General features: G+C 45.7%; 29 protein-coding genes and 1 tRNA gene. 10 read left to right on the top strand and 20 right to left on the bottom strand.

Going from position 1 to position 17,821, the window contains the following annotated elements; translation table 11 throughout:
* A partial coding sequence (locus WBA89_RS09225; RefSeq protein ID WP_424405847.1) for a class I SAM-dependent methyltransferase occupies positions 1 to 783 on the top strand: 783 nt, incomplete at its 5' end.
* 89 nt (positions 784 to 872) lie between these two features.
* On the opposite strand, the gene WBA89_RS09230 is transcribed toward WBA89_RS09225, so the two are convergent.
* From WBA89_RS09230 to WBA89_RS09270, 9 genes are all read right to left on the bottom strand, one after another.
* Positions 873 to 1,493 carry a Uma2 family endonuclease gene (locus tag WBA89_RS09230; protein WP_424405849.1) on the bottom strand — a complete coding sequence of 207 codons (621 nt, stop codon included), beginning with the start codon at positions 1,491 to 1,493 and terminating at the stop codon, positions 873 to 875.
* A gap of 50 nt (positions 1,494 to 1,543) precedes the next feature.
* Positions 1,544 to 3,007, bottom strand: a complete 1,464-nt coding sequence (locus WBA89_RS09235; RefSeq protein WP_424405851.1) for a class I SAM-dependent methyltransferase — start codon at positions 3,005 to 3,007, stop codon at positions 1,544 to 1,546.
* A complete protein-coding gene (locus WBA89_RS09240; RefSeq protein ID WP_424405853.1) occupies positions 3,004 to 3,666 on the bottom strand; it encodes a restriction endonuclease in 663 nt (220 codons plus the stop codon). The genes WBA89_RS09235 and WBA89_RS09240 overlap by 4 nt, the downstream gene beginning before the upstream one ends.
* A 131-nt stretch (positions 3,667 to 3,797) precedes the next feature.
* Entirely contained in the window at positions 3,798 to 3,968 is a 171-nt protein-coding gene (locus WBA89_RS09245) for a hypothetical protein (protein WP_424405855.1), read from the bottom strand.
* A gap of 36 nt (positions 3,969 to 4,004) precedes the next feature.
* Entirely contained in the window at positions 4,005 to 4,223 is a 219-nt protein-coding gene (locus WBA89_RS09250) for a type II toxin-antitoxin system HicB family antitoxin (protein ID WP_424405857.1), read from the bottom strand.
* Positions 4,220 to 4,447 carry a type II toxin-antitoxin system HicA family toxin gene (locus WBA89_RS09255; RefSeq protein WP_424405859.1) on the bottom strand — a complete coding sequence of 76 codons (228 nt, stop codon included), beginning with the start codon at positions 4,445 to 4,447 and terminating at the stop codon, positions 4,220 to 4,222. The genes WBA89_RS09250 and WBA89_RS09255 overlap by 4 nt, the downstream gene beginning before the upstream one ends.
* Before the next feature lie 3 nt (positions 4,448 to 4,450).
* Positions 4,451 to 4,630, bottom strand: coding sequence for a DUF433 domain-containing protein (locus WBA89_RS09260; RefSeq protein WP_424405861.1), 180 nt, complete (start codon positions 4,628 to 4,630; stop codon positions 4,451 to 4,453).
* 90 nt (positions 4,631 to 4,720) lie between these two features.
* Entirely contained in the window at positions 4,721 to 4,927 is a 207-nt protein-coding gene (locus tag WBA89_RS09265; protein ID WP_424405863.1) for a DUF4926 domain-containing protein, read from the bottom strand.
* Positions 4,928 to 4,937: 10 nt separating this feature from the next.
* Positions 4,938 to 5,180 carry a helix-turn-helix domain-containing protein gene (locus WBA89_RS09270; RefSeq protein ID WP_424405865.1) on the bottom strand — a complete coding sequence of 81 codons (243 nt, stop codon included), beginning with the start codon at positions 5,178 to 5,180 and terminating at the stop codon, positions 4,938 to 4,940.
* A 210-nt stretch (positions 5,181 to 5,390) separates the two neighbouring features.
* Between WBA89_RS09270 and WBA89_RS09275 the strand changes: the two genes are divergently transcribed.
* Positions 5,391 to 5,663 (top strand): hypothetical protein, encoded by a 273-nt coding sequence (locus tag WBA89_RS09275; protein WP_424405867.1) that lies wholly within the window; start codon positions 5,391 to 5,393, stop codon positions 5,661 to 5,663.
* A gap of 89 nt (positions 5,664 to 5,752) precedes the next feature.
* Here WBA89_RS09275 and WBA89_RS09280 read toward each other — a convergent pair whose 3' ends face one another.
* The 5 genes from WBA89_RS09280 to ndhC all read right to left on the bottom strand — a co-directional run bounded on the left by WBA89_RS09280 (position 5,753) and on the right by ndhC (position 7,960).
* Positions 5,753 to 5,980 (bottom strand): type II toxin-antitoxin system HicB family antitoxin, encoded by a 228-nt coding sequence (locus tag WBA89_RS09280; RefSeq protein WP_424405869.1) that lies wholly within the window; start codon positions 5,978 to 5,980, stop codon positions 5,753 to 5,755.
* Complete coding sequence (locus WBA89_RS09285; RefSeq protein ID WP_424405871.1) at positions 5,977 to 6,258, bottom strand: hypothetical protein; 282 nt, start codon at positions 6,256 to 6,258, stop codon at positions 5,977 to 5,979. Before WBA89_RS09285 ends, WBA89_RS09280 begins: the two co-directional genes overlap by 4 nt.
* 127 nt (positions 6,259 to 6,385) lie before the next feature.
* On the bottom strand, positions 6,386 to 6,889 hold the full coding sequence (locus tag WBA89_RS09290) for an NAD(P)H-quinone oxidoreductase subunit J (RefSeq protein ID WP_424405873.1): 504 nt from the start codon (positions 6,887 to 6,889) through the stop codon (positions 6,386 to 6,388).
* Positions 6,882 to 7,607 carry a photosynthetic/respiratory NAD(P)H-quinone oxidoreductase subunit K gene (gene ndhK / locus WBA89_RS09295; protein ID WP_333088609.1) on the bottom strand — a complete coding sequence of 242 codons (726 nt, stop codon included), beginning with the start codon at positions 7,605 to 7,607 and terminating at the stop codon, positions 6,882 to 6,884. Before ndhK ends, WBA89_RS09290 begins: the two co-directional genes overlap by 8 nt.
* Complete coding sequence (gene ndhC / locus WBA89_RS09300) at positions 7,598 to 7,960, bottom strand: photosynthetic/respiratory NAD(P)H-quinone oxidoreductase subunit C (protein ID WP_006635500.1); 363 nt, start codon at positions 7,958 to 7,960, stop codon at positions 7,598 to 7,600. Before ndhC ends, ndhK begins: the two co-directional genes overlap by 10 nt.
* A gap of 161 nt (positions 7,961 to 8,121) precedes the next feature.
* Here ndhC and WBA89_RS09305 point away from each other — a divergent pair, with 161 nt between their 5' ends.
* The 7 genes from WBA89_RS09305 (at position 8,122) to WBA89_RS09335 (ending at position 13,149) form a co-directional block, all read left to right on the top strand.
* A complete protein-coding gene (locus WBA89_RS09305) occupies positions 8,122 to 8,457 on the top strand; it encodes a rubredoxin (RefSeq protein ID WP_193972605.1) in 336 nt (111 codons plus the stop codon).
* Entirely contained in the window at positions 8,444 to 9,460 is a 1,017-nt protein-coding gene (locus WBA89_RS09310; RefSeq protein ID WP_424405876.1) for a photosynthesis system II assembly factor Ycf48, read from the top strand. Before WBA89_RS09305 ends, WBA89_RS09310 begins: the two co-directional genes overlap by 14 nt.
* 56 nt (positions 9,461 to 9,516) lie before the next feature.
* Complete coding sequence (psbE, locus tag WBA89_RS09315; protein WP_424405878.1) at positions 9,517 to 9,765, top strand: cytochrome b559 subunit alpha; 249 nt, start codon at positions 9,517 to 9,519, stop codon at positions 9,763 to 9,765.
* Between the two features lie 20 nt (positions 9,766 to 9,785).
* Positions 9,786 to 9,923 (top strand): cytochrome b559 subunit beta, encoded by a 138-nt coding sequence (gene psbF / locus WBA89_RS09320; RefSeq protein WP_194009016.1) that lies wholly within the window; start codon positions 9,786 to 9,788, stop codon positions 9,921 to 9,923.
* A gap of 9 nt (positions 9,924 to 9,932) precedes the next feature.
* Positions 9,933 to 10,055 (top strand): photosystem II reaction center protein L, encoded by a 123-nt coding sequence (locus WBA89_RS09325; protein ID WP_194060451.1) that lies wholly within the window; start codon positions 9,933 to 9,935, stop codon positions 10,053 to 10,055.
* Positions 10,056 to 10,126: 71 nt separating this feature from the next.
* Positions 10,127 to 10,249 (top strand): photosystem II reaction center protein J, encoded by a 123-nt coding sequence (locus tag WBA89_RS09330; protein WP_006635506.1) that lies wholly within the window; start codon positions 10,127 to 10,129, stop codon positions 10,247 to 10,249.
* A 647-nt stretch (positions 10,250 to 10,896) separates the two neighbouring features.
* Positions 10,897 to 13,149, top strand: coding sequence for a transglycosylase domain-containing protein (locus WBA89_RS09335; RefSeq protein ID WP_424405881.1), 2,253 nt, complete (start codon positions 10,897 to 10,899; stop codon positions 13,147 to 13,149).
* 359 nt (positions 13,150 to 13,508) lie between these two features.
* On the opposite strand, the gene WBA89_RS09340 is transcribed toward WBA89_RS09335, so the two are convergent.
* From WBA89_RS09340 to WBA89_RS09365, 6 genes are all read right to left on the bottom strand, one after another.
* Positions 13,509 to 14,099, bottom strand: coding sequence for a cytochrome b (locus tag WBA89_RS09340; protein WP_424405883.1), 591 nt, complete (start codon positions 14,097 to 14,099; stop codon positions 13,509 to 13,511).
* A gap of 98 nt (positions 14,100 to 14,197) precedes the next feature.
* On the bottom strand, positions 14,198 to 15,022 hold the full coding sequence (gene cobA, locus WBA89_RS09345) for a uroporphyrinogen-III C-methyltransferase (RefSeq protein ID WP_424405885.1): 825 nt from the start codon (positions 15,020 to 15,022) through the stop codon (positions 14,198 to 14,200).
* Positions 15,019 to 15,753 (bottom strand): sirohydrochlorin chelatase, encoded by a 735-nt coding sequence (locus WBA89_RS09350; protein WP_424405891.1) that lies wholly within the window; start codon positions 15,751 to 15,753, stop codon positions 15,019 to 15,021. The genes cobA and WBA89_RS09350 overlap by 4 nt, the downstream gene beginning before the upstream one ends.
* A gap of 144 nt (positions 15,754 to 15,897) precedes the next feature.
* Positions 15,898 to 16,581 carry a manganese catalase family protein gene (locus WBA89_RS09355; protein ID WP_424405887.1) on the bottom strand — a complete coding sequence of 228 codons (684 nt, stop codon included), beginning with the start codon at positions 16,579 to 16,581 and terminating at the stop codon, positions 15,898 to 15,900.
* 195 nt (positions 16,582 to 16,776) lie between these two features.
* A complete protein-coding gene (locus WBA89_RS09360) occupies positions 16,777 to 16,992 on the bottom strand; it encodes a hypothetical protein (RefSeq protein WP_424405889.1) in 216 nt (71 codons plus the stop codon).
* A 17-nt stretch (positions 16,993 to 17,009) separates the two neighbouring features.
* Complete coding sequence (locus WBA89_RS09365; protein WP_333088826.1) at positions 17,010 to 17,075, bottom strand: 4-Cys prefix domain-containing protein; 66 nt, start codon at positions 17,073 to 17,075, stop codon at positions 17,010 to 17,012.
* A 350-nt stretch (positions 17,076 to 17,425) separates the two neighbouring features.
* On the opposite strand from WBA89_RS09365, the gene WBA89_RS09370 reads away from it, so the two are divergent.
* Positions 17,426 to 17,498, top strand: a tRNA-His gene (locus WBA89_RS09370).
* The last annotated feature ends 323 nt before the right edge of the window (positions 17,499 to 17,821 follow it).

Genomic DNA, 17,821 nt, shown 5'->3' on the forward strand with positions numbered 1-17,821 from the left:
GATTTGTACAGCCGCAGAAGTCAAACCTATGATAATAGCGACTGGCATTTACAAATTGCTCACCGTCTGGTAGAATACGGGCAAGTTAGTCGCGGACAGCAAGTTTTAGACATTGCAACTGGAACGGGCCATGTGGCGATCGCAGCAGCTCAAATTGTGGGATCAGAAGGTCGGGTTATTGGCATAGATATTTCGGCTGGAATGCTCAATGTAGCCAGAAACAAAGCTCTAGAATTAAATCTCGACAATACAGAATTTTTGCTGGCGGATGCCGAAAATCTCGACTTTCCAGGTAATAGTTGCGATCGCCTTTTTTGCTCTTCAGCCTTCATTTGGATGTCGGATCTGCACGCAGCCCTCACTCACTGGCACCGATTTCTCAAACCTGGAGGAATCCTCGGCATTCATGCCTTCGCCGACACCGCTTTTGTCGGCGGAGTTGTGACGCAAAAAGTAGCCGAAAAATACGGCATTTCTTTCAATATGAGCAAACCCACAGGCACTTTAGAAAAATGCCGAAACCTGCTCGAACAAGCAGGATTTAAAGAAATAGAAATTAAAACCGAACAAGACGGTAGCTATATCAGTTTAGAAAAAGCAAAAGCAATGTGGGCTGGAAATTCCCATCCCGCCCCCGGACAATATCCGCCCCCGTTATCAACACTTTCAACCGAGCAATTAGCACAAGCAAAGACTGAATTTGAGGCAGAACTAGAAGCATTACAAACCGAACAAGGAATTTGGAACGATGTCACCATTTTTTACGTATTCGGTCAAAAATAGCAGCCTAAATCATCAATCTCTCTCCTCTCTAACTCTGCGCTCTCTGCGCTCTCTGCGGTTAAAACTCCCCAATCTACAACTTATTCAGCTTACACTAAACCAGCTTGAAAAATCTGGTTAACAGTCAAGTTCAGATCGGGAAAAGTTTGCGACACAATCCGATCGCCCTCTCGAAACTTGAGGACTTGATATTCACCATCAACCAAATTACACACCGAAATTGTCGGTTGTTTCGGATTGCCAATAAAACTACGTCCACCCAACGCAGCATAATCCACAATCCAATATTCAGGAATACCCATCTCCTCATAATCAGCATATTTCAAATAGTAATCATCCCGCCAATTGGTTGACACAACCTCAATTACCAAAGGTATCGATGCACCCAAACTGAGGATTGATTGTTTTTGCCACAAAGTTTCGTTTACCAGATTTGCACGATTTGGCACCAACAAATCAGGCAAATAACCAGAATCTTTTTCAGGAGGCCTAACTATCGCTTGGTTGGGGATACTGTATGGCAATCCCAGACGATCGATTTGAGCGGAAATTTTGATTGTAAGAAAGCCTGTAACTTCCTGATGTTTGCCTGCTGGTTGTACAATCTCAACAATATTTCGATTGTGCAATTCGTAGCGTACCGCCGAATTTTCAGGCAGCCACTCCACAAAATCCTCGAAGTTTAGGAGTTTGGGTAAAGCTTGAGTCATAGGTTTTCAGAATTACCGATAATAGAAATTATATCTCGATCTATCTGCGTTTATCTGCGTGCATCTGCAGTTACAAATTCCGAATCTGCCAGTAGTGCTAGATTCAGACAATTTAAAATGCTGGATTTAATCGGGCGCTTTTCATCCCAAAATACGATCGCTGAATAAAAGTTAATTGCCGCCGGTGAATTCAAAAGCTCAAAAGTTTGACGTGCAACTCTCTCGCTGTCAAAGCTGAGAAAGTAAACAGTATCATCGAAGATTGCAGGTTTATTAGCTATTTCACCGATTAACCTAAAATCCAATTTTTTATAAAGCCCGCAAATCGCAATTTTCCAAGGTTTGAAAGTATAATCGCCCACGCCAAAAATCGAAAATCGAGGGTTTTTTTGATAAATTTTGCTTTTCCGATTATCTAGATATTGCCCGCAATTCTCTAGATAACGCCAGGTTTGAGGAGCTATAGTTTTGATAGTTTCGGTTGATTCACCGATGAATTTTTGAGTAACTAGGATATATCGATCCGTAGCATTAATGCGATTTTGAGCAACATCAGATCCTTTAAATAGCGGAAATAGATAAGTTTCTTCAAGCTGGACATTTTCCCCAAATCCATTGACAAACAAATTATCAATTTTCCGAAACTCCATCACGCCAGAACAGTCGTGCTTGACACCCGATCGCCATTTCGTTCCTGAATTTACAGCATATAAATTACTCAATTTATTGAAATAATCTATATCTTTAATCAGGAGATTGTTGTGATATCCGATTCGATAAGAGTCTGAATTTTCTAAACTGTTAAATACATCGCAGAAGTAGTTTTGTGAATGAGCGTCAAACTTGCAGTATAACAAACAAGCATCAACATTTGCATCAAAATATTTTTTAGCATCTATTGTGTAAGTTGCACAGTCAGCGAGATAGAGTTTTTGAGAGTGAATGTAATTCAATATTTTTCTAGCCGTCGAAGTCTTGCAAAGCATCGCGAGATCGGCATCCCGGTTTTGCAGCCACTGCACTGCCTTAATCAGCATCCATTCTGAGATATCAAAGTTACTCTTACCTGTGAGAGCATCTAAGCCTTTGTGACTTTGAAAGTTATTTTTTTTAGGTAAATTTTCGCTGTGAATAGTTCCTTGTTGCGAGTTTGTTACCCAAGGAAAATTGCCTAGTACCAGCAGTCGATCGGTACATTTGCTGACTAACGAATCCCAATCAAACTGAAAGAAATCTCCGTGCCAAATATCGTATCTATTATCCTGAAATAATTGCTTGTTTTTTCTGAATTCTGTTAAGTAATTTTGATTTATTTCAACCCCGATAATCTTGGCTGCGGATGGAAACGAACGTGCAGCAGCTTGAATAAAATTACCGACACCGCAAGTCGGCTCAATTATGGTGTTAGGATTAACGTCAAGTTCTACTAATTTTCGGCAAACCATCTCGGCTAATGCCGGCGGTGTCTGAAAATCGCCGTATTCTAGTTTGGTTTTGCGATATTTAGAATTCATCGGTTAGATTTATAAACTGCGATAACGCCTTCCTGCTGTCCGGCGCGCTCAATGACTCTTGCATACTGAAGTCGCCACTGCAACGCATTAGAAATAGTCAAAAAACCTTGCACTGGTGGGTTTGTGAGTATTTCGTCTGCAATGTTGCCTGCTTGAATTTCGTCAACAGGTAGATTTTTGTCAAAAATGAAAGCAAGCAAATCATCTTTATTGCCTTCATTGTCTAAAATATTCAGAATCCCACGAGTCATTTGAAAATCTGCTGTTCTTTCGGCCCTCACGTAAATTGTATGCAGAATATTCAGCGTTGCAGTTCGGATGGTACTGTTGTCTGTCTTTTCGTAAACAAAGATAATCAGTGAATATCCCAGCCCAAAAATCTTTTGCCTTGCAGATTTGAAAGGACATGACGACTGCGGTTGCCTAATGCTTGTTACCTTCACGTCAACTAATATCCCTGGGAAATCGATGCCGCTTGCTGAATTGCCATCTATAAATTCATATTTTTGCTTGAGATAGAGTCTAAACTTTTGCTCCAAATATGTCCCAACAGCTTTTCCGTCTGTGATGCCGTAAAGCAGAGGTTCTGGGTGTTGAGACTCGGCTGCTGAAAATATTGCCGCCTCAGAACAAAGGATTTCTGCGGTCAGAGTCGTCATTTTGATGAACCACCAGATTTTTAATTTGCTGAGCAAGTAAACAGTATCATTAAAGGTCGCAGGTTTATTAGCTATTTCACTTATCAACCTGAAATCCAATTTTCTATAAAGTCCGCAAGTTATTGGGCTGCTCATACTGCAACCATTTCGAGTTTGATATTAGGTGATGCTGGCTCAAAGTACAACACCATGATTTGTTCTCTTTTGCAGCCCGACAGATTCATAAGTGCGTCCGTTGCGATCGCAAAATTTGCTTGGTTTGCCGGATGCGATCGCAGACCAAATATTGCGTGAATTATCATAGCTAAGGGCGATCGATCTTTATTCCCATAGGTAGTTCACGCAACTTGAAGCGTCCTGGGTTCCGGGATAGACTCCCCTTCTGCTTGCCACGACTCCAAGTACATTTCAATCACTGCTTCGCCATTCCCAATTGCTTCTGAGCGAGTTTTTCCGTGAGTACACGGCATCACAACTCGATCGGCAAACTCTGGGATTGTGACCAAGAAAAGCCCATCTTCATCAGACCACTGAACAATCATACTGTATCGATTCATGAATCCTTGTCCTCCTCCCTTGGCTCTTCGAGTTCAGTAAGTAATTTGGCTAGTTGTTTTTCTAGGTAAAGTGGCACATCATCTCCATCTTTGCCTGGGATTGTTAGTGTTTTTCTAAGCAGAGGATGCTGCCAACGCTCGTGGCTGCCCTTGCCGCGCTTGGGCAAGTAAACAAACCCTTCACGTCCAATCTGAGCTTTTAATTCTCGTATCTTTCTGGGCATAGATTAGGATAGTGCTGCATTGAGTTGTTCTTCAGTCAAACGCAGCCATCCTGGAATTAATTTGGGTGTCCATCCCGCATTCAAGTAGTCCATGATGTCGTACACCGCGATGCGAGTTCCTGCGATCGCGAGTCCCCGTTCTGTATGGATTATGGCTGCTTTTCCGTCTGATGTCAGAGTCATAGCTATACTTCCTTAAAAACTAATTCTTATGGTATCTGTTAATTTCATTATGCTGTAACCATTTCGAGTTTGCGATCGGGTGATGCTGGCTCAAAGTACAACACCATGATTTGCTCTCTTTTGCAGCCCGACAGATTCATAAGTGCGTCCGTTGCGATCGCAAAATTCCACCTCAAACGCTGCACCATCAGCCAACAGTTCGATCGCAGTCCCTACTTGTCCGCGCCACAGGTTGTATTCAGGAAGGTCAACTGTCAAAGCAACGACATCGAGTAATTTAACTGTATTCTTTGCCACTCTTAATATTCTATCCATCAGCATCACTGGGATAACCAAATTGGTCTGGTAATTCAGCAGAGGTAATTTGCAGAATCTCTAGCAACTTTTTGTATTGAACAGGCGTTAGTTTCGGTACGGATCGCCCCGATTCCCAGTTCCTTACCGTCGCTTCCGTAACGCCAAGTGCTTCTGCTAGATGCTTTTGAGTCAAAAACCGCTGAACTCTCAGTCGCATTAGGGGCGATCGCTCGGCTCTTTCTGAGACTTCCATAGGCTATTCGTTACTTTATGTTAAATAATGTACGTTTTTATTAAATAGATTGACGTATACCGTTATTTGATTTACGCTTAATCAATAAAGATTAGACAGCACCAGCTAAGCCACTTGTGCTGTAGGGGAATTGTTGTCTTTTCTTCAACTTGTTATTGTACGCGGTTTTACCGTGACAAAGCATCAAACCTATCGAAAATTATCAAAGCTATGTTGCAAGATTCATCATCTAACCAAACATCGCCGAATGTTTTAACCAACCAAACCAACCAAACCTTTGAGGGCTCACGCGAAGCAATCCGTCACATCATCATCGGTTCACCGCTGGGAGTACGCCGCACAATCCACCAACTGCACGCATTGCGGTATGCGGAGGTTTCGCGTTGGACTCATCCAATCGCCATTCTCGACGATCGCATCATTATTACACCACAACAGGGAGAAATTATGAGTCTGTTAGTCAAATTAATCCGGTTGGAATGAAGTTCCATTGCTATCCAAAACGATCGCCCTTCCACACAAAACAAATACCACCTGTTTCTTGGAGAATGGCGATCGCTTCAAATCTACATTCAAGCAAACAGCAAGTTTTCTACTAAAGTCTTAGGCGCTGGCAGAGATTTACCATCTACTTGATATTCTTCAACTAAAAGCTCTAATACTTCTACTGCATTCTGCAAAGCTTCTTCGTAGGTATCTCCGTGAGTATGGAACTGCTGAGATGGAAAATCAGGTAAGTGCACTAGGTAGCACTTATCTTCATCCGACCATTGAATAACAATTCTATAAGGTAATTTCATGATTCAGATTCCTCTTCTTCAATTGCTTTCAATATGCCAATTTTTCGATTAACTTCTCTCTCTAAATACAGTTTCGCATCATCGCCATCATTTCCAGCAATGGTAATTCCTTCATGATAGTAGTAAAGAATGAACCCATCTTGTATGATATCCAATCTTCTCTTCATCGGAATAGTAAATTCACTGTTGACTGTTACTCGTTCCCAGGCTCTGCCTGGTAACGCAGATCCGGAGGCTCTGCCTCCAATTTTTACCAGCGAGGCAGAGCCTCTAGACATCGGTTCCCAGGCAGAGCCTAGGAACCAGTTAAACCAGTTAATTAGCCAAAACAGAGGGCGAGTTTCACATAAAACTTAACCCCAAAAGTCCAATTTTATGCTCTAAACCCGCCCTCGCAAAACTCCCTTAATAAGCGTCTTGCAGTTCGTAGAAATCAGGGGAAATGTAATCTTTCCGCAAGGGCCAGCCTATCCAATCTTCGTTCATCAAAATCCGTTTCAGATTCGGATGTCCTTCGTAGACAATGCCGTACATATCGTAGGATTCCCGCTCTTGGAAATCTGCCGCTTTCCAAATCCAGTACACTGATGGTACTCTCGGATCTTCGCGGGGGATAAATACTTTGACGCGAACTTCTTCGGGATGGGAAGCATTATCTGTCAGCTTAGCCAAGTGGTAGACGCTGACTAAATCTTCTCCAGGCCCTTGGTCGTAGGCGCACTGGCACTGCATATAATTGAAGCCGTAGGCATACAGTGCTGTTGACATCGGAATTAGGAATTCGCGATCGACCTTTAATATCTCCACGCCCAAATTATCGGCGGCTAAAGCTTCGTGTTCAAAGCCATTTTGAGTCAGCCACTGAGAAACCTTCCCAGCTTCAACAATCGAGGTTTCTGTCTCAGCCACGTTGTACCTCCTGTTTTTGTCCTGCAAGCAGGGCGGGCGGTACTGGCATTCCCATTGCTTCAGTCAATTCCTTCGGTGGGGCCATCCGGCCGGGAATTGACAAATACTTGCCGTCCAAAATGTCATCTACTACTTTCATTTTGTGGGGTCTGGTGTAGTAGCGGTGGGTGGGCAGCAAGTTGCCGCGTTCCTGCATCGAGTCGTTGGCGATTTTTTTCCGCAATTTGATAATTGCGTCAATAATCGCTTCTGGACGGGGAGGACAGCCGGGGATGTACACGTCTACGGGAATCAGTTTGTCAACGCCTCTGACTGCTGTAGGGGAGTCTACGCTGAACATTCCGCCGGTGATGGTGCAAGCGCCCATCGCGATGACGTATTTGGGTTCGGGCATTTGTTCGTACAGCCGCACCAAGATGGGGGCGTACTTCATGGTAATTGTGCCGGCGGTGATTAACAAGTCGGCTTGCCGGGGACTCGATCGGGGTACTAAGCCGAATCTGTCGAAGTCGAAGCGCGATCCGATCAAAGCTGCAAACTCGATGAAGCAGCAAGCCGTACCGTAAAGCAGCGGCCACAGACTGGAAAGTCTCGCCCAGTTGTAGATGTCGTCAACCGTGGTTAGGATGACGTTCTCTGATAATTCGGATGTGACTTGCGGGCGCTCTGCCGGATTGACAATTAGCGATTTTTGTGATGTGTCTGAACTTAAGACCATTCTAAGGCTCCTTTGCGCCATGCATATACAAGAGCAATAACGAGGATCGTGATAAAAAACAAGGCTTCGATGAAAGCCAAAAGTCCTAGCTGGTTGAAAGCAACCGCCCAAGGATAGAGGAAGACGGTTTCTACGTCGAAGATGACGAAGACCAGGGCGAACATATAATATCGGATGTTGAACTGAATCCAGGCTCCGCCGATCGGCTCGACGCCAGATTCGTAGGTAGTGCGTCGGTCGTAGGGACGACTTTTGGGCCGCAGTACCTTAGACGCCGTGAGGGCGAGGATAGGCACTAGGCTCGAAATTAGCAGGAAGCCTAAAAAATACTCGTAGCCGCTGAGTGCAAACACGGTGAATAATTACTGCCTCTGTGAAAGGGTTTGTAACTCTATCTTTACATTATATGGATTTTCCGTAGCTAGAATTACGAATTAGTTGAGATTAATCGTCCATATTCTGCAATAATTTTTAATGTATATTTTAAGATTAGCTTACGTACCCTTTTGGAGCTATGAGCGATCCAGCCAGTGAGACTAAAACCCTCGATCGGCACGAGTGCCGCGCCTGCGGCTACGTCTACGATCCGAAAAAGGGCAATCCTAAAATTGACATTGCTCCGGGGACGGCTTTTGAAGATTTGCCCCAAACTTGGGTCTGTCCCGTGTGCGCCGCGCGCAAGTCGATGTTTCAAAATGTCGGTCAGCAGGATGGGGTTTCGGGATTTAAGGCAAATCAACGCTACGGTGTCGGTGTCAACGGCATGACTGAAGGTCAGAAAAGTTTGCTGATTTTTGGCGGCTTGGTCGTTGGTTTCTTGTTTTTACTTAGTATGTATGGTTTGCAGTAGGACGATTGTGAGATTTTGGCAACGAATTGTAATGTTATTGGCGGCTGCGCTCATCTGTACGAGTTGCAGCACGATCGGTTCTGTGAGTTACAACCCTTGGCAGGTGATTTATTTGCCGACGGAAGCTAATTTGCAGGATATTGCCTTTACGGGCAGCAATCCCGATCGCGGCTGGGTGGTCGGTTCGGAGGCAACTCTGTTTGAAACGACCGACGGCGGCACGAACTGGAAGCAGATAGTTCTGGATATTGACGAGCCGAGATCGCGTTTTGCATCGGTGAGTTTTTCCGGTTCTGAAGGCTGGATTGTCGGCCAGCCTTCGGTTTTGCTCCGCACGGAGGACGAGGGCAAGTCTTGGACTCGGATTGCTTTGAACTCTCAGTTACCGGGTTCTCCGAGTACGATCGCAGCTTTGGGCCCGAATTCGGCCGAGATGACGACGGATGTGGGGGCGATTTACCGGACTTCTGACGGTGGCAAAACCTGGAAAGGAGTGGTTCAGGATTCCTTTGGGGTAGTTCGCAATATCAACCGTTCTGAAGACGGCCAATATGTTGCGGTATCCTCGAAGGGCAATTTCTATTCTGTGTGGAAACCCGGACAAGAAGCTTGGGAACCTCACAACCGCAACAGTTCTCGGCGCCTGCAAAATATGGGCTTTACCAAGGACGGGCGTTTGTGGATGCTCGCCCGCGGCGGTCAAATTCAATTTAGCGATCCAGAAAGTGCCGAAGGTTGGGCAAAACCGTTTTTTCCCGATCGCCAGGCAAGTTGGGGTTTGCTAGACATGGCTTACCGGACTGAGAATGAAATTTGGGTTGCCGGCGGGGGCGGCAATTTACTGTGCAGTTTTGATGGCGGGAAAACTTGGCAAAAAGACCGCGAAGTTGAAGATGTTCCCGCTAATTTTTACAAAATTGTGTTCATGGGCCCCGATCGCGGATTTGCGATCGGCGCAAACGGTACTCTACTGAAATATCAAGGTTCAGCGGAAGCTGCTTGATAGTAGAATAGTAATAGAGATTGTCAGTCGATTTGTTGTTGAAAGGAGGATTCTACATGGCCGGTACAACTGGAGAACGTCCGTTTGGGGACATTATTACAAGTATCCGTTATTGGGTAATTCACAGCATCACCATTCCGGCTTTGTTTATTGCTGGATGGCTGTTTGTCCAGACCGGTTTGGCTTACGATGCTTTTGGCACTCCTCGCCCCAACCAGTATTTCACAGAGCAGCGACAAGAAATACCGATTATCTCGGATCGCTTTGATGCGAAGAAACAAGTAGATCAGTTCATTGCCAAGTAATTTAACAAGGAGTTGGAAAAATGACTAGCAGAACGCCAAACAACGAGCCAATTTCGTATCCGATTTTTACGGTACGCTGGTTGGCAGTTCATACTTTAGGTGTCCCAACAATTTTCTTTTTGGGCGCGATCGCCGCAATGCAATTTATTCAACCATAGGAGTTTACAATGCCTGAGCGCGTTCCTAATCCCAACGAACAACCCGTAGAGTTAAATCGCACTTCCCTTTATTTGGGCCTGTTGATGGTTTTTACCCTGGGTATTTTGTTTTCCAGTTATTTCTTTAACTAACTGGTGACGCTCCCGTTTGATGTCCGCAGTTCGATGACTTTGTTTTGCTGTGAATTAATGAGGTGATGGCTATGTTTAGTGAAAGTGGCAGAATTCCTTTGTGGCTGGTAGCTACTGTCGCAGGCCTAGGTGTTCTGAGCATTGTGAGCCTTTTCTTCTACGGCGCTTATGCCGGTTTGGGTTCTTCCATGTAAGGAGAATCTCGCGTATTTTACGCCTCTAACCCCCCCTTTTTTTTAAGGGGGGTTTTAATTATAAAAGAAGTCATTAGTCATTAGTCATTAGTCATTAGTCATTAGTCATGTTTTGCTGTCCCCCCCCATCGAAGGTCCAACTTCATCGGGAAGAAGGAAGAAGTCAAGCGTGAAGTCGGAAGAAGGAAGAAGGGATTTGAATTGCATAAATTTTGATCGAGGTGGTCAACCGCAGATTTAAGGCAGATAAACACAGATAAACGCAGATAATTTCAAGATGATTTGGGAATGAGTGCAATTGCTCGTCTAATCAACCGGGCGGGAGTTCGCGAATCACCCCAAAGTCGATCGCCACTAGCCCACCTCCCCCCAAAACCCATACAAGCCCTCGACTCCTGTCGTCAGCATCTCAAAATTTTAGACGCAACGACCGGCTTTTCGGGCAACGCTCTGATTCAATCTCTCAGATTCATCTGGAAGAGTAAATCTAAAATTATTCAATTTAAAATTATTCAATCTAAAATTATTCAATCTAAAATTATTCAATCTAAAATAGCCCAAAGTGTGGGGCAGATCCGGAAAATAGCCAAAAGTTGCGAGTAGAATGGTGCAAGAGCCGATCGCTCGATCGTAGTCCACAGCGAAATATGACCCCACCGCAGCCGCCCCGCAAACCTCAAACCGTCTTGGGTGCGATTACCCAAGCAGTCCAGACAATTGCTAAGGTTAATTTTAACCAGCTAGCGCTGAAACCGAATGCCAAAGTACCCGAACTGTGGGTACAAGATGCGGGTGCAGCTAAAGCTGAGGTTTATCCGCTATTGGGCGATCGATATTTGTTAGGTCGATCGTCCAAATCATCAGATATTGTAGTTCGCAATCCCGTTGTCAGTCACGTACACCTATCCCTGTCGCGCGATACTCGGCGGCGGACTCCTTTTGTCATCAAAGACGAAGACTCAACCAACGGCATTTACTCCGGCAAAAGGCGAGTTAAAAGTATGTCCCTGCGTCACGGAGACGTGTTCACCTTGGGCCCGCCGGAACTCGCCGCCGCCGTCAGAGTTCAGTACGTAGATCCGCCGCCTTGGTATTTGGAATTTGTGCGCTACAGCTTTTACGGAGTCAGCGGAATCACCGCTTTGATTGCCGTTTTGGTAGGTGTCGAATCCACCAAGTTTCGAGTGCGGCCTCTGCCGAGAAGCATCAACGGCCCGGTGATCGTTTACGCCCGCGACGGACAAACTCCCCTGCGCCCTCCCCAGAACAACGCTCACGTAGAATTAAAGGGATTGCAGGATTTTTCGCCTTATTTATCCAAGGCGGTACTTGCTTCCGAAGACAGCCGCTACAATTGGCATTTGGGCGTAGATCCGATCGGGGTTTTGCGCGCACTGTTGACCAACGTGCGCGGCGGAGGAATTCGCGAAGGCGGCAGCACAGTGACGCAGCAGTTAGCGAGGAGTTTGTTTCGAGATTATGTGGGAACTCAAGATTCCGCCGGACGCAAGTTGCGGGAAGCCGTAGTTGCGTTGAAACTGGAGAATTATTACAGCAAAGACGAGTTGTTGCTGACTTATTTGAATCGCGTGTTTTTGGGAATTGACCTGTACGGTTTTGAGGATGCGTCTCGGTTTTATTTTGCCAAGTCGGCGAAGGATTTAAGTTTGTCGGAGGCGGCGACTTTGGCGGGTATTTTGCCCGCACCAAATAGTTTCAATCCGATTCAAAATTATCAGTTGGCTGTGCAGTACCGCGATCGGGTGATCGAACGGATGCGGGCAATGGGGACGATTTCTCAGGAAGAAGCCGATCGCGCGAGGCGATCGAGAATCGACATCAATCCCAAAGCCCGCCAATACCTGCAAAGTACGATCGCTCCTTATTTCTACAATTATGTATTTGACGAATTGGAGTTTTTGCTGGGCGAGCAGTTAGCCAGAGAAGGCAATTTTATAGTAGAAACAGGCTTGAATCCCAGCCTGCAAAAAGTAGCCGAATCTTCCCTCAGAAATGCTGTAGAAAATGCCGGAGCGAATGCAGGTTTTTCTCAAGGAGCCGTGGTAACTCTCAATAGTGCAACCGGAGAAGTCTTAGCATTAGTTGGAGGTGTAAATTACCTGCAAAGTCAGTTTAATCGAGCTACCCAAGCATTGAGACAGCCCGGTTCTACATTTAAGATTTTTGCCTATACAGCAGCCCTAGAACGCGGAATTTCACCCACCAAAACCTATTCTTGCGAGCCGCTTTCCTGGGGCGGACAAAGTTACAGCGGCTGCGAAAGAACCAGCGGCAGCGCTGATATGTATCGGGGCATAGCACAGTCGGAAAATGCAATTGCTTTGAGAGTAGCACAAGATGTCGGTTTAGACAATGTAGTGGGAATGGCAAGACGTTTGGGGATTACTTCTGAACTGCGTTCTTCCCCCGGTTTGGTGTTAGGTGAAAGTGAAGTTAACGTATTGCAATTGACGGGTGCGTTCGGGGTTTTGGCGAACCGGGGTTTGGGCAACCGCCCCCACGTAATCAAGCGAATTATTGACAGCAGCGACTGCAAAGATCGAAATGATTTTAACAGTTGTCGGGTGATTTATGACTATCAAAAAGATAGCGTTGCCAACCGGCAGTTAGTTTCTGAAGCTGTAGCCGATACGATGACTGATATGCTGCAAGGTGTGGTGCGGGGAGGTACGGGGAGCAGTGCTGCTTTGGGTTTGGGAGAAGCTGGAAAAACAGGCACGACTAATGATAATAGAGATTTGTGGTTTGTCGGTTATATTCCGAGCCAGCAAATGGTGACAGGAGTTTGGTTGGGGAATGATGATAATTCTCCGACTGCGGGAGGCAGTGCAAATGCTGCTCAGTTGTGGGGGGAATATATGCGGCAGGTGGCGCGTTAAGTCATTAGTCATTAGTCATTAGTCATTAGTCATTAGTCATTGGTCATTAGTTATACCAAATCCGGGTTTTGGAGACCCTTTATGAACCAGTCGGCGCAGGCCGACGTTGTTTGACTTTCTGGCGGTTTCAACCGCCGAATCATAAAGGAGCTATGTTACCAAGATGTCGATCTACTTAAACACCTCCTACAGTCCTCTCTTCTGTAAGTTGCCAGGTAAAAGGAGGCAGAGCCTCCGGATCTGCATTACCAGGCAGAGCCTGGTAACGAGCAATTTAGATGCGCGACAGCTTACTAACAACTAACAACTAACAACTGACAACTAACAACTAACAACTAACAACTGACTAATGAAAGAGGTTAACGGAGGGATGCTTTTTTCATGGCTTGGGTGGTTCGCCTCCAGAGCGATCGCACATATTTTTGTTGGTCGATCGCGTGCAGTACAATAAAGGCTAGGAAAGTATAAGCCATCCAGAAATGGATATTTCTTGCCAAATCTACAACCGCTGCATTTTTAGGAAAGATATCGGGCAGCGTTGCAACCCAGAAAAAAGGCACATTCCCGCTTTTGTAGGAATTAGAGAGGAAAAATCCGCTCAGGGGAACCGCTACCATAAACAAATAAATTGCCGCGTGCAGTAAAAACGTGCGAATCCACTCACTTGTAAACTTCGGAAGGCGGCGCGTATATTTGCGCCACCAAACCCGCTGCAAAATGAAAATCCGCCAAGTTAGCAGTGCCATTGTCAGCGCCCCAATCGATTTGTGCAAGCTGTAAGCGTTGCCTTGCAATGGTGTACTGTCAGGCATTTTTACCATCAAAAATCCCCCAACAATCAGCAGCAAATAACAGGTTGCCATCACCGCGTGCATTGACCACAATTGCTTGAAGGCTGAATTCGATCGAGGTTGGGGCTTTGTTGTTGGCGGAACTAATTCGGAACTCATCCAATAACTCCTAGACGCATTTGCAATTTCATAAACTGGGTTGTTGACTCGTAGATTTCTCGTGATGGGAGAGCAAATATTTCGTATAAACCGGGTTTCTAGCCCGCGATGATCGAGTCCTGAGTCCGAAAAACAGGGCGACATCCAGACAAAATAGAGTGCAAATTAACTACATTTCCGATAACCGCGATCGCAGGTGCACAAAATCCAGTCGCCTCAACTTGCTCTACAATTGTACCCAAAGTTCCGATCAATTCTTCTTGTTCCGGCCGCGTTCCCCAGCGCACTAATGCTACGGGCGTTTGGGCGCTCAATTCGGCTGCTGTTAACTGGTCGATAATGTAAGGCAAATTGTGGATTCCCATGTATACTACAATGGTTTCGGAGCCGCGGGCGATCGCCTGCCAATTTACCTCCGGCCGATATTTTCCCGCTGATTCGTGGCCGGTGACAAAGGTTACTGACGAACTGTACGATCGGTGTGTCAGAGGAATTCCCGCATAAGCCGCAGCCGCAATCCCGGAAGTTACACCTGGTACCACTTCCACCGCAACTCCAGCTTTTACCAACTCTTCCATTTCTTCGCCGCCGCGCCCGAAAATAAACGGATCGCCGCCTTTGAGACGAACTACGATCGCATTATTTTGAGCTTTTTCTATCAGTAGCTGAGTTGTTTCGTCCTGCATTAACGAGTGGCGGCCTTTGCGTTTTCCAGCATCAATTCGTTCTGCTTGGGGATTGATTGCGGCCAAAATTTGAGGGCTGACTAAAGCGTCGTAAATCACCACATCCGCACACTCTAACAAAGCTTTTCCCTTCAAGGTCATCAAACCCGGATCTCCCGGCCCGGCACCTACTAAATACACTTTGCCTAAAGACATTTTTTTGGCTTCCTTTACCTCTGCTGTGCCACTGCGGTTCATTTTTGAATTAAATTCCCAATTAAGTCTGCTAATTCTGCACTTGCGCCTAGAGGGTTTGCCAGATGAAGTTCTGCCGCCGGAAATTGCTGCTTTAGCTGTGCGACATTTTTGGCGATCGCATCTGTAATTCCTCCATTAAATAAGAAGTATGGCACAATTCCTATTTGCTGCTGTCCACCGCGAACCAAATTATCAATTTGTGCTTCCAAACTCGGCTTTACCGACCAATAAGCTGTCTCGGCACCGAGTTCGCTGGCGATTTTCTCAACTGTCGAGTTACCTCCGGGGCGGCGGCTGCCGTGAGATAGTAAAATCCATTTTGGCAATAGCAAATTGGGGAGAAAAGCCACTTCTTGCATCTGATTTTTTAGCAAGTTTGTTAAGCCCGCTTCCTGGGAACCTAAATGCGGCCGCAATTCAATTTTTAGTTTGGTACCAAAAGTTTTTTGGGCAGTTTCTACCTCTGCGGGTATGTCTTCGGCGACGTGAACTCCCGGTAATAAAAATGCGGGCAGGATTTGCAATTGTGTCAGCCCCAGGGACAGGGTACGTTCGCCAAAACTGCAAATTTGTTCGTGCAGCGGTGCGGGGCCGAGTTCTAGGGTGGCGGTTGCTACTGCGGGGAACGAGGCGGCTAATTTTTGAGAAAGCAGTTGACCGAGGTTTTCCAAAGCCAGTTGGGGTCTGGGGTCGCGGCTGCCGTGAGATACTAATAAATAGGTCGATCGCAATTTCAATAGGGATTTGATGTGAATGTTCGATTGGGATGTTGAATAATTCTAACATCTGGGAGCCGAAACTCCTAAAAAAAACATAAAACAGATATCCCCGACTTCTCTAAGAAATCGGGGATATTAAGTTGCTCAATCTTGCGGTTAACCTTTGGGAGCCGGATCGGCGACGTACTTAAAAGTAGGTTCAGAGTTCAAAGCAGTGGGTTCGTCTTTGCCATCGCTAGACAAGTTAAAGAACAAATCTACTGTTGAATCAGGCTGAATATTTCCGAACATCGGATCGGTAAGTTTGCCCATAGCTTGCAGGGCATTCATAAACATTTGAGTGTGAGAAATTTCGCGAGTCAGCAGAAAGTGCAGCGTCTTTTTGGTTCCTGCATCCGGCGCTAATTCAATCAATGCTTCGTAGGTTTGGCGAGCTCCGGCTTCGGCACCGATATTGGCGCGCAAATCGCGCACGACATCGCCGCCTTCGTTGACATAAGCAGCGCTCCAAGCTTGACCTTGGCTGTCCAACAAGTGCGGGCCTACACCTCTAACAGCAAACAGAGTGCTTTTGTAAGCTTCTGTTTGGTCAACGTTTTTGGTGTGCATTTCTATCAGTTTGCCAACCATTTCTAAGTGGCTGAATTCTTCGATCGCAATATCTTGGAGCATATCTTTAATCTCTGCATTTTCACAGTGAAAAGACTGCACCCAGTATTGCAAAGCTGCTGTCAGTTCTCCGGTTGCTCCGCCAAATTGTTCGAGGAGTAATTGAGCAAAGCGGGGATTGGCTTCGTCTACTGTCACTGCAGACATTAATTGTTTTTTGTGAAAAAACATGGATCGGTACCTCTGTTTACTTTTGCTGTTAAAGCCGTCAGATTGCTGACTTTTTCTGTGTTCGCCTTCAGAGTCTATTGTGCAACAAGCGATCGCGCCGAACCTCGGTCGCTGGATACAGATAGCGGGACAAGTTTATCTGCTTACAGGTAGAGTTTAAATTTAAATTTTTTAATTAGTTAGCCGGCCGAAAAATTACAATTTAGCAGCATTATTGTCGCACTCGGTTAATTTTGGGCCGCTCTCAAATCCTCTCTTCATCGGAATAGTAAATTCACTGTTGACTGTTGACTGTTGACTGTTGACTGTTGACTGTTGACTGTTGACTGTTGACTGTTGACTGTTGACTAAAGTTTTGCCAAATTCACCTTTCCCTAAAAGTTGAATCGGTCGATATCGCTGTCTCAGCAACAGGTTTGAGCTGCAGTTTAAGCAAAGTTTTGCGGTGTTGGGTTTTCGGGTTGTTGACATTCTGGATTTAGACAGTAAGTCATATCGATTTTAGATTTTAGATTTTAGGTTGCACAGAAGACTTTTTTTAACGAACCGCGAAGACGCAAAGGGCGCAAAGGAAGAGGGAAGAGGGAAGAGGGAGGGTTGACAACTGATGCAGTTCGGGATGTGTGTCTATTTTAATGCGCTGCTGGGGCGCGGGATATTTGCCGTTGGCGGAGCCCTCGCAGAGGATCGCCCAAACGAGAATTTGTGCTAAACTCTTGCTGTGCAAGGCGTTTGAGGCACAAGTGATGCGATGGGTTCGGGGACGCTGAAAAAAAAATCAAAATTTTTTTGCTTGACCCCTAGACTTTTTCGGGAATATAGTGCTATAGTTAGAAAAGTTATGGCGAGTGTAGCCAAGTGGTTAATGCAGTGGTTTGTGGTACCACCATTCGTGGGTTCAATTCCCATCATTCGCCCTTTTGATTTTATTGTACAGGTGCGATCGCCCGTTCGGTGCTTAGCTGAGACGGCGGTTGAAACCCCATGTATACAAACGATTTCCGTGCCAAGCGGACTTAAGAAGATAACGTGATTTTCGTTTCCCGGTCTTCAACCCGCACAGGCGGGTTTCGTTTGTATAGACGCGGTTTCTAACCGCCCGGTTTTCTACAAACCTATGTGCTAATCTTAAATCCAATCTAATACCATTTTTCTTTCATATGTGCTACTACCCCCCCCACTCCCCCCCGAAATAAGGGGGGGTTGGGGGGGTAATATCTAGCGCTACTTTATGAAATTG

It is taken from the genome of Microcoleus sp., from assembly GCF_049646505.1.
Classification (GTDB): domain Bacteria; phylum Cyanobacteriota; class Cyanobacteriia; order Cyanobacteriales; family Microcoleaceae; genus Microcoleus.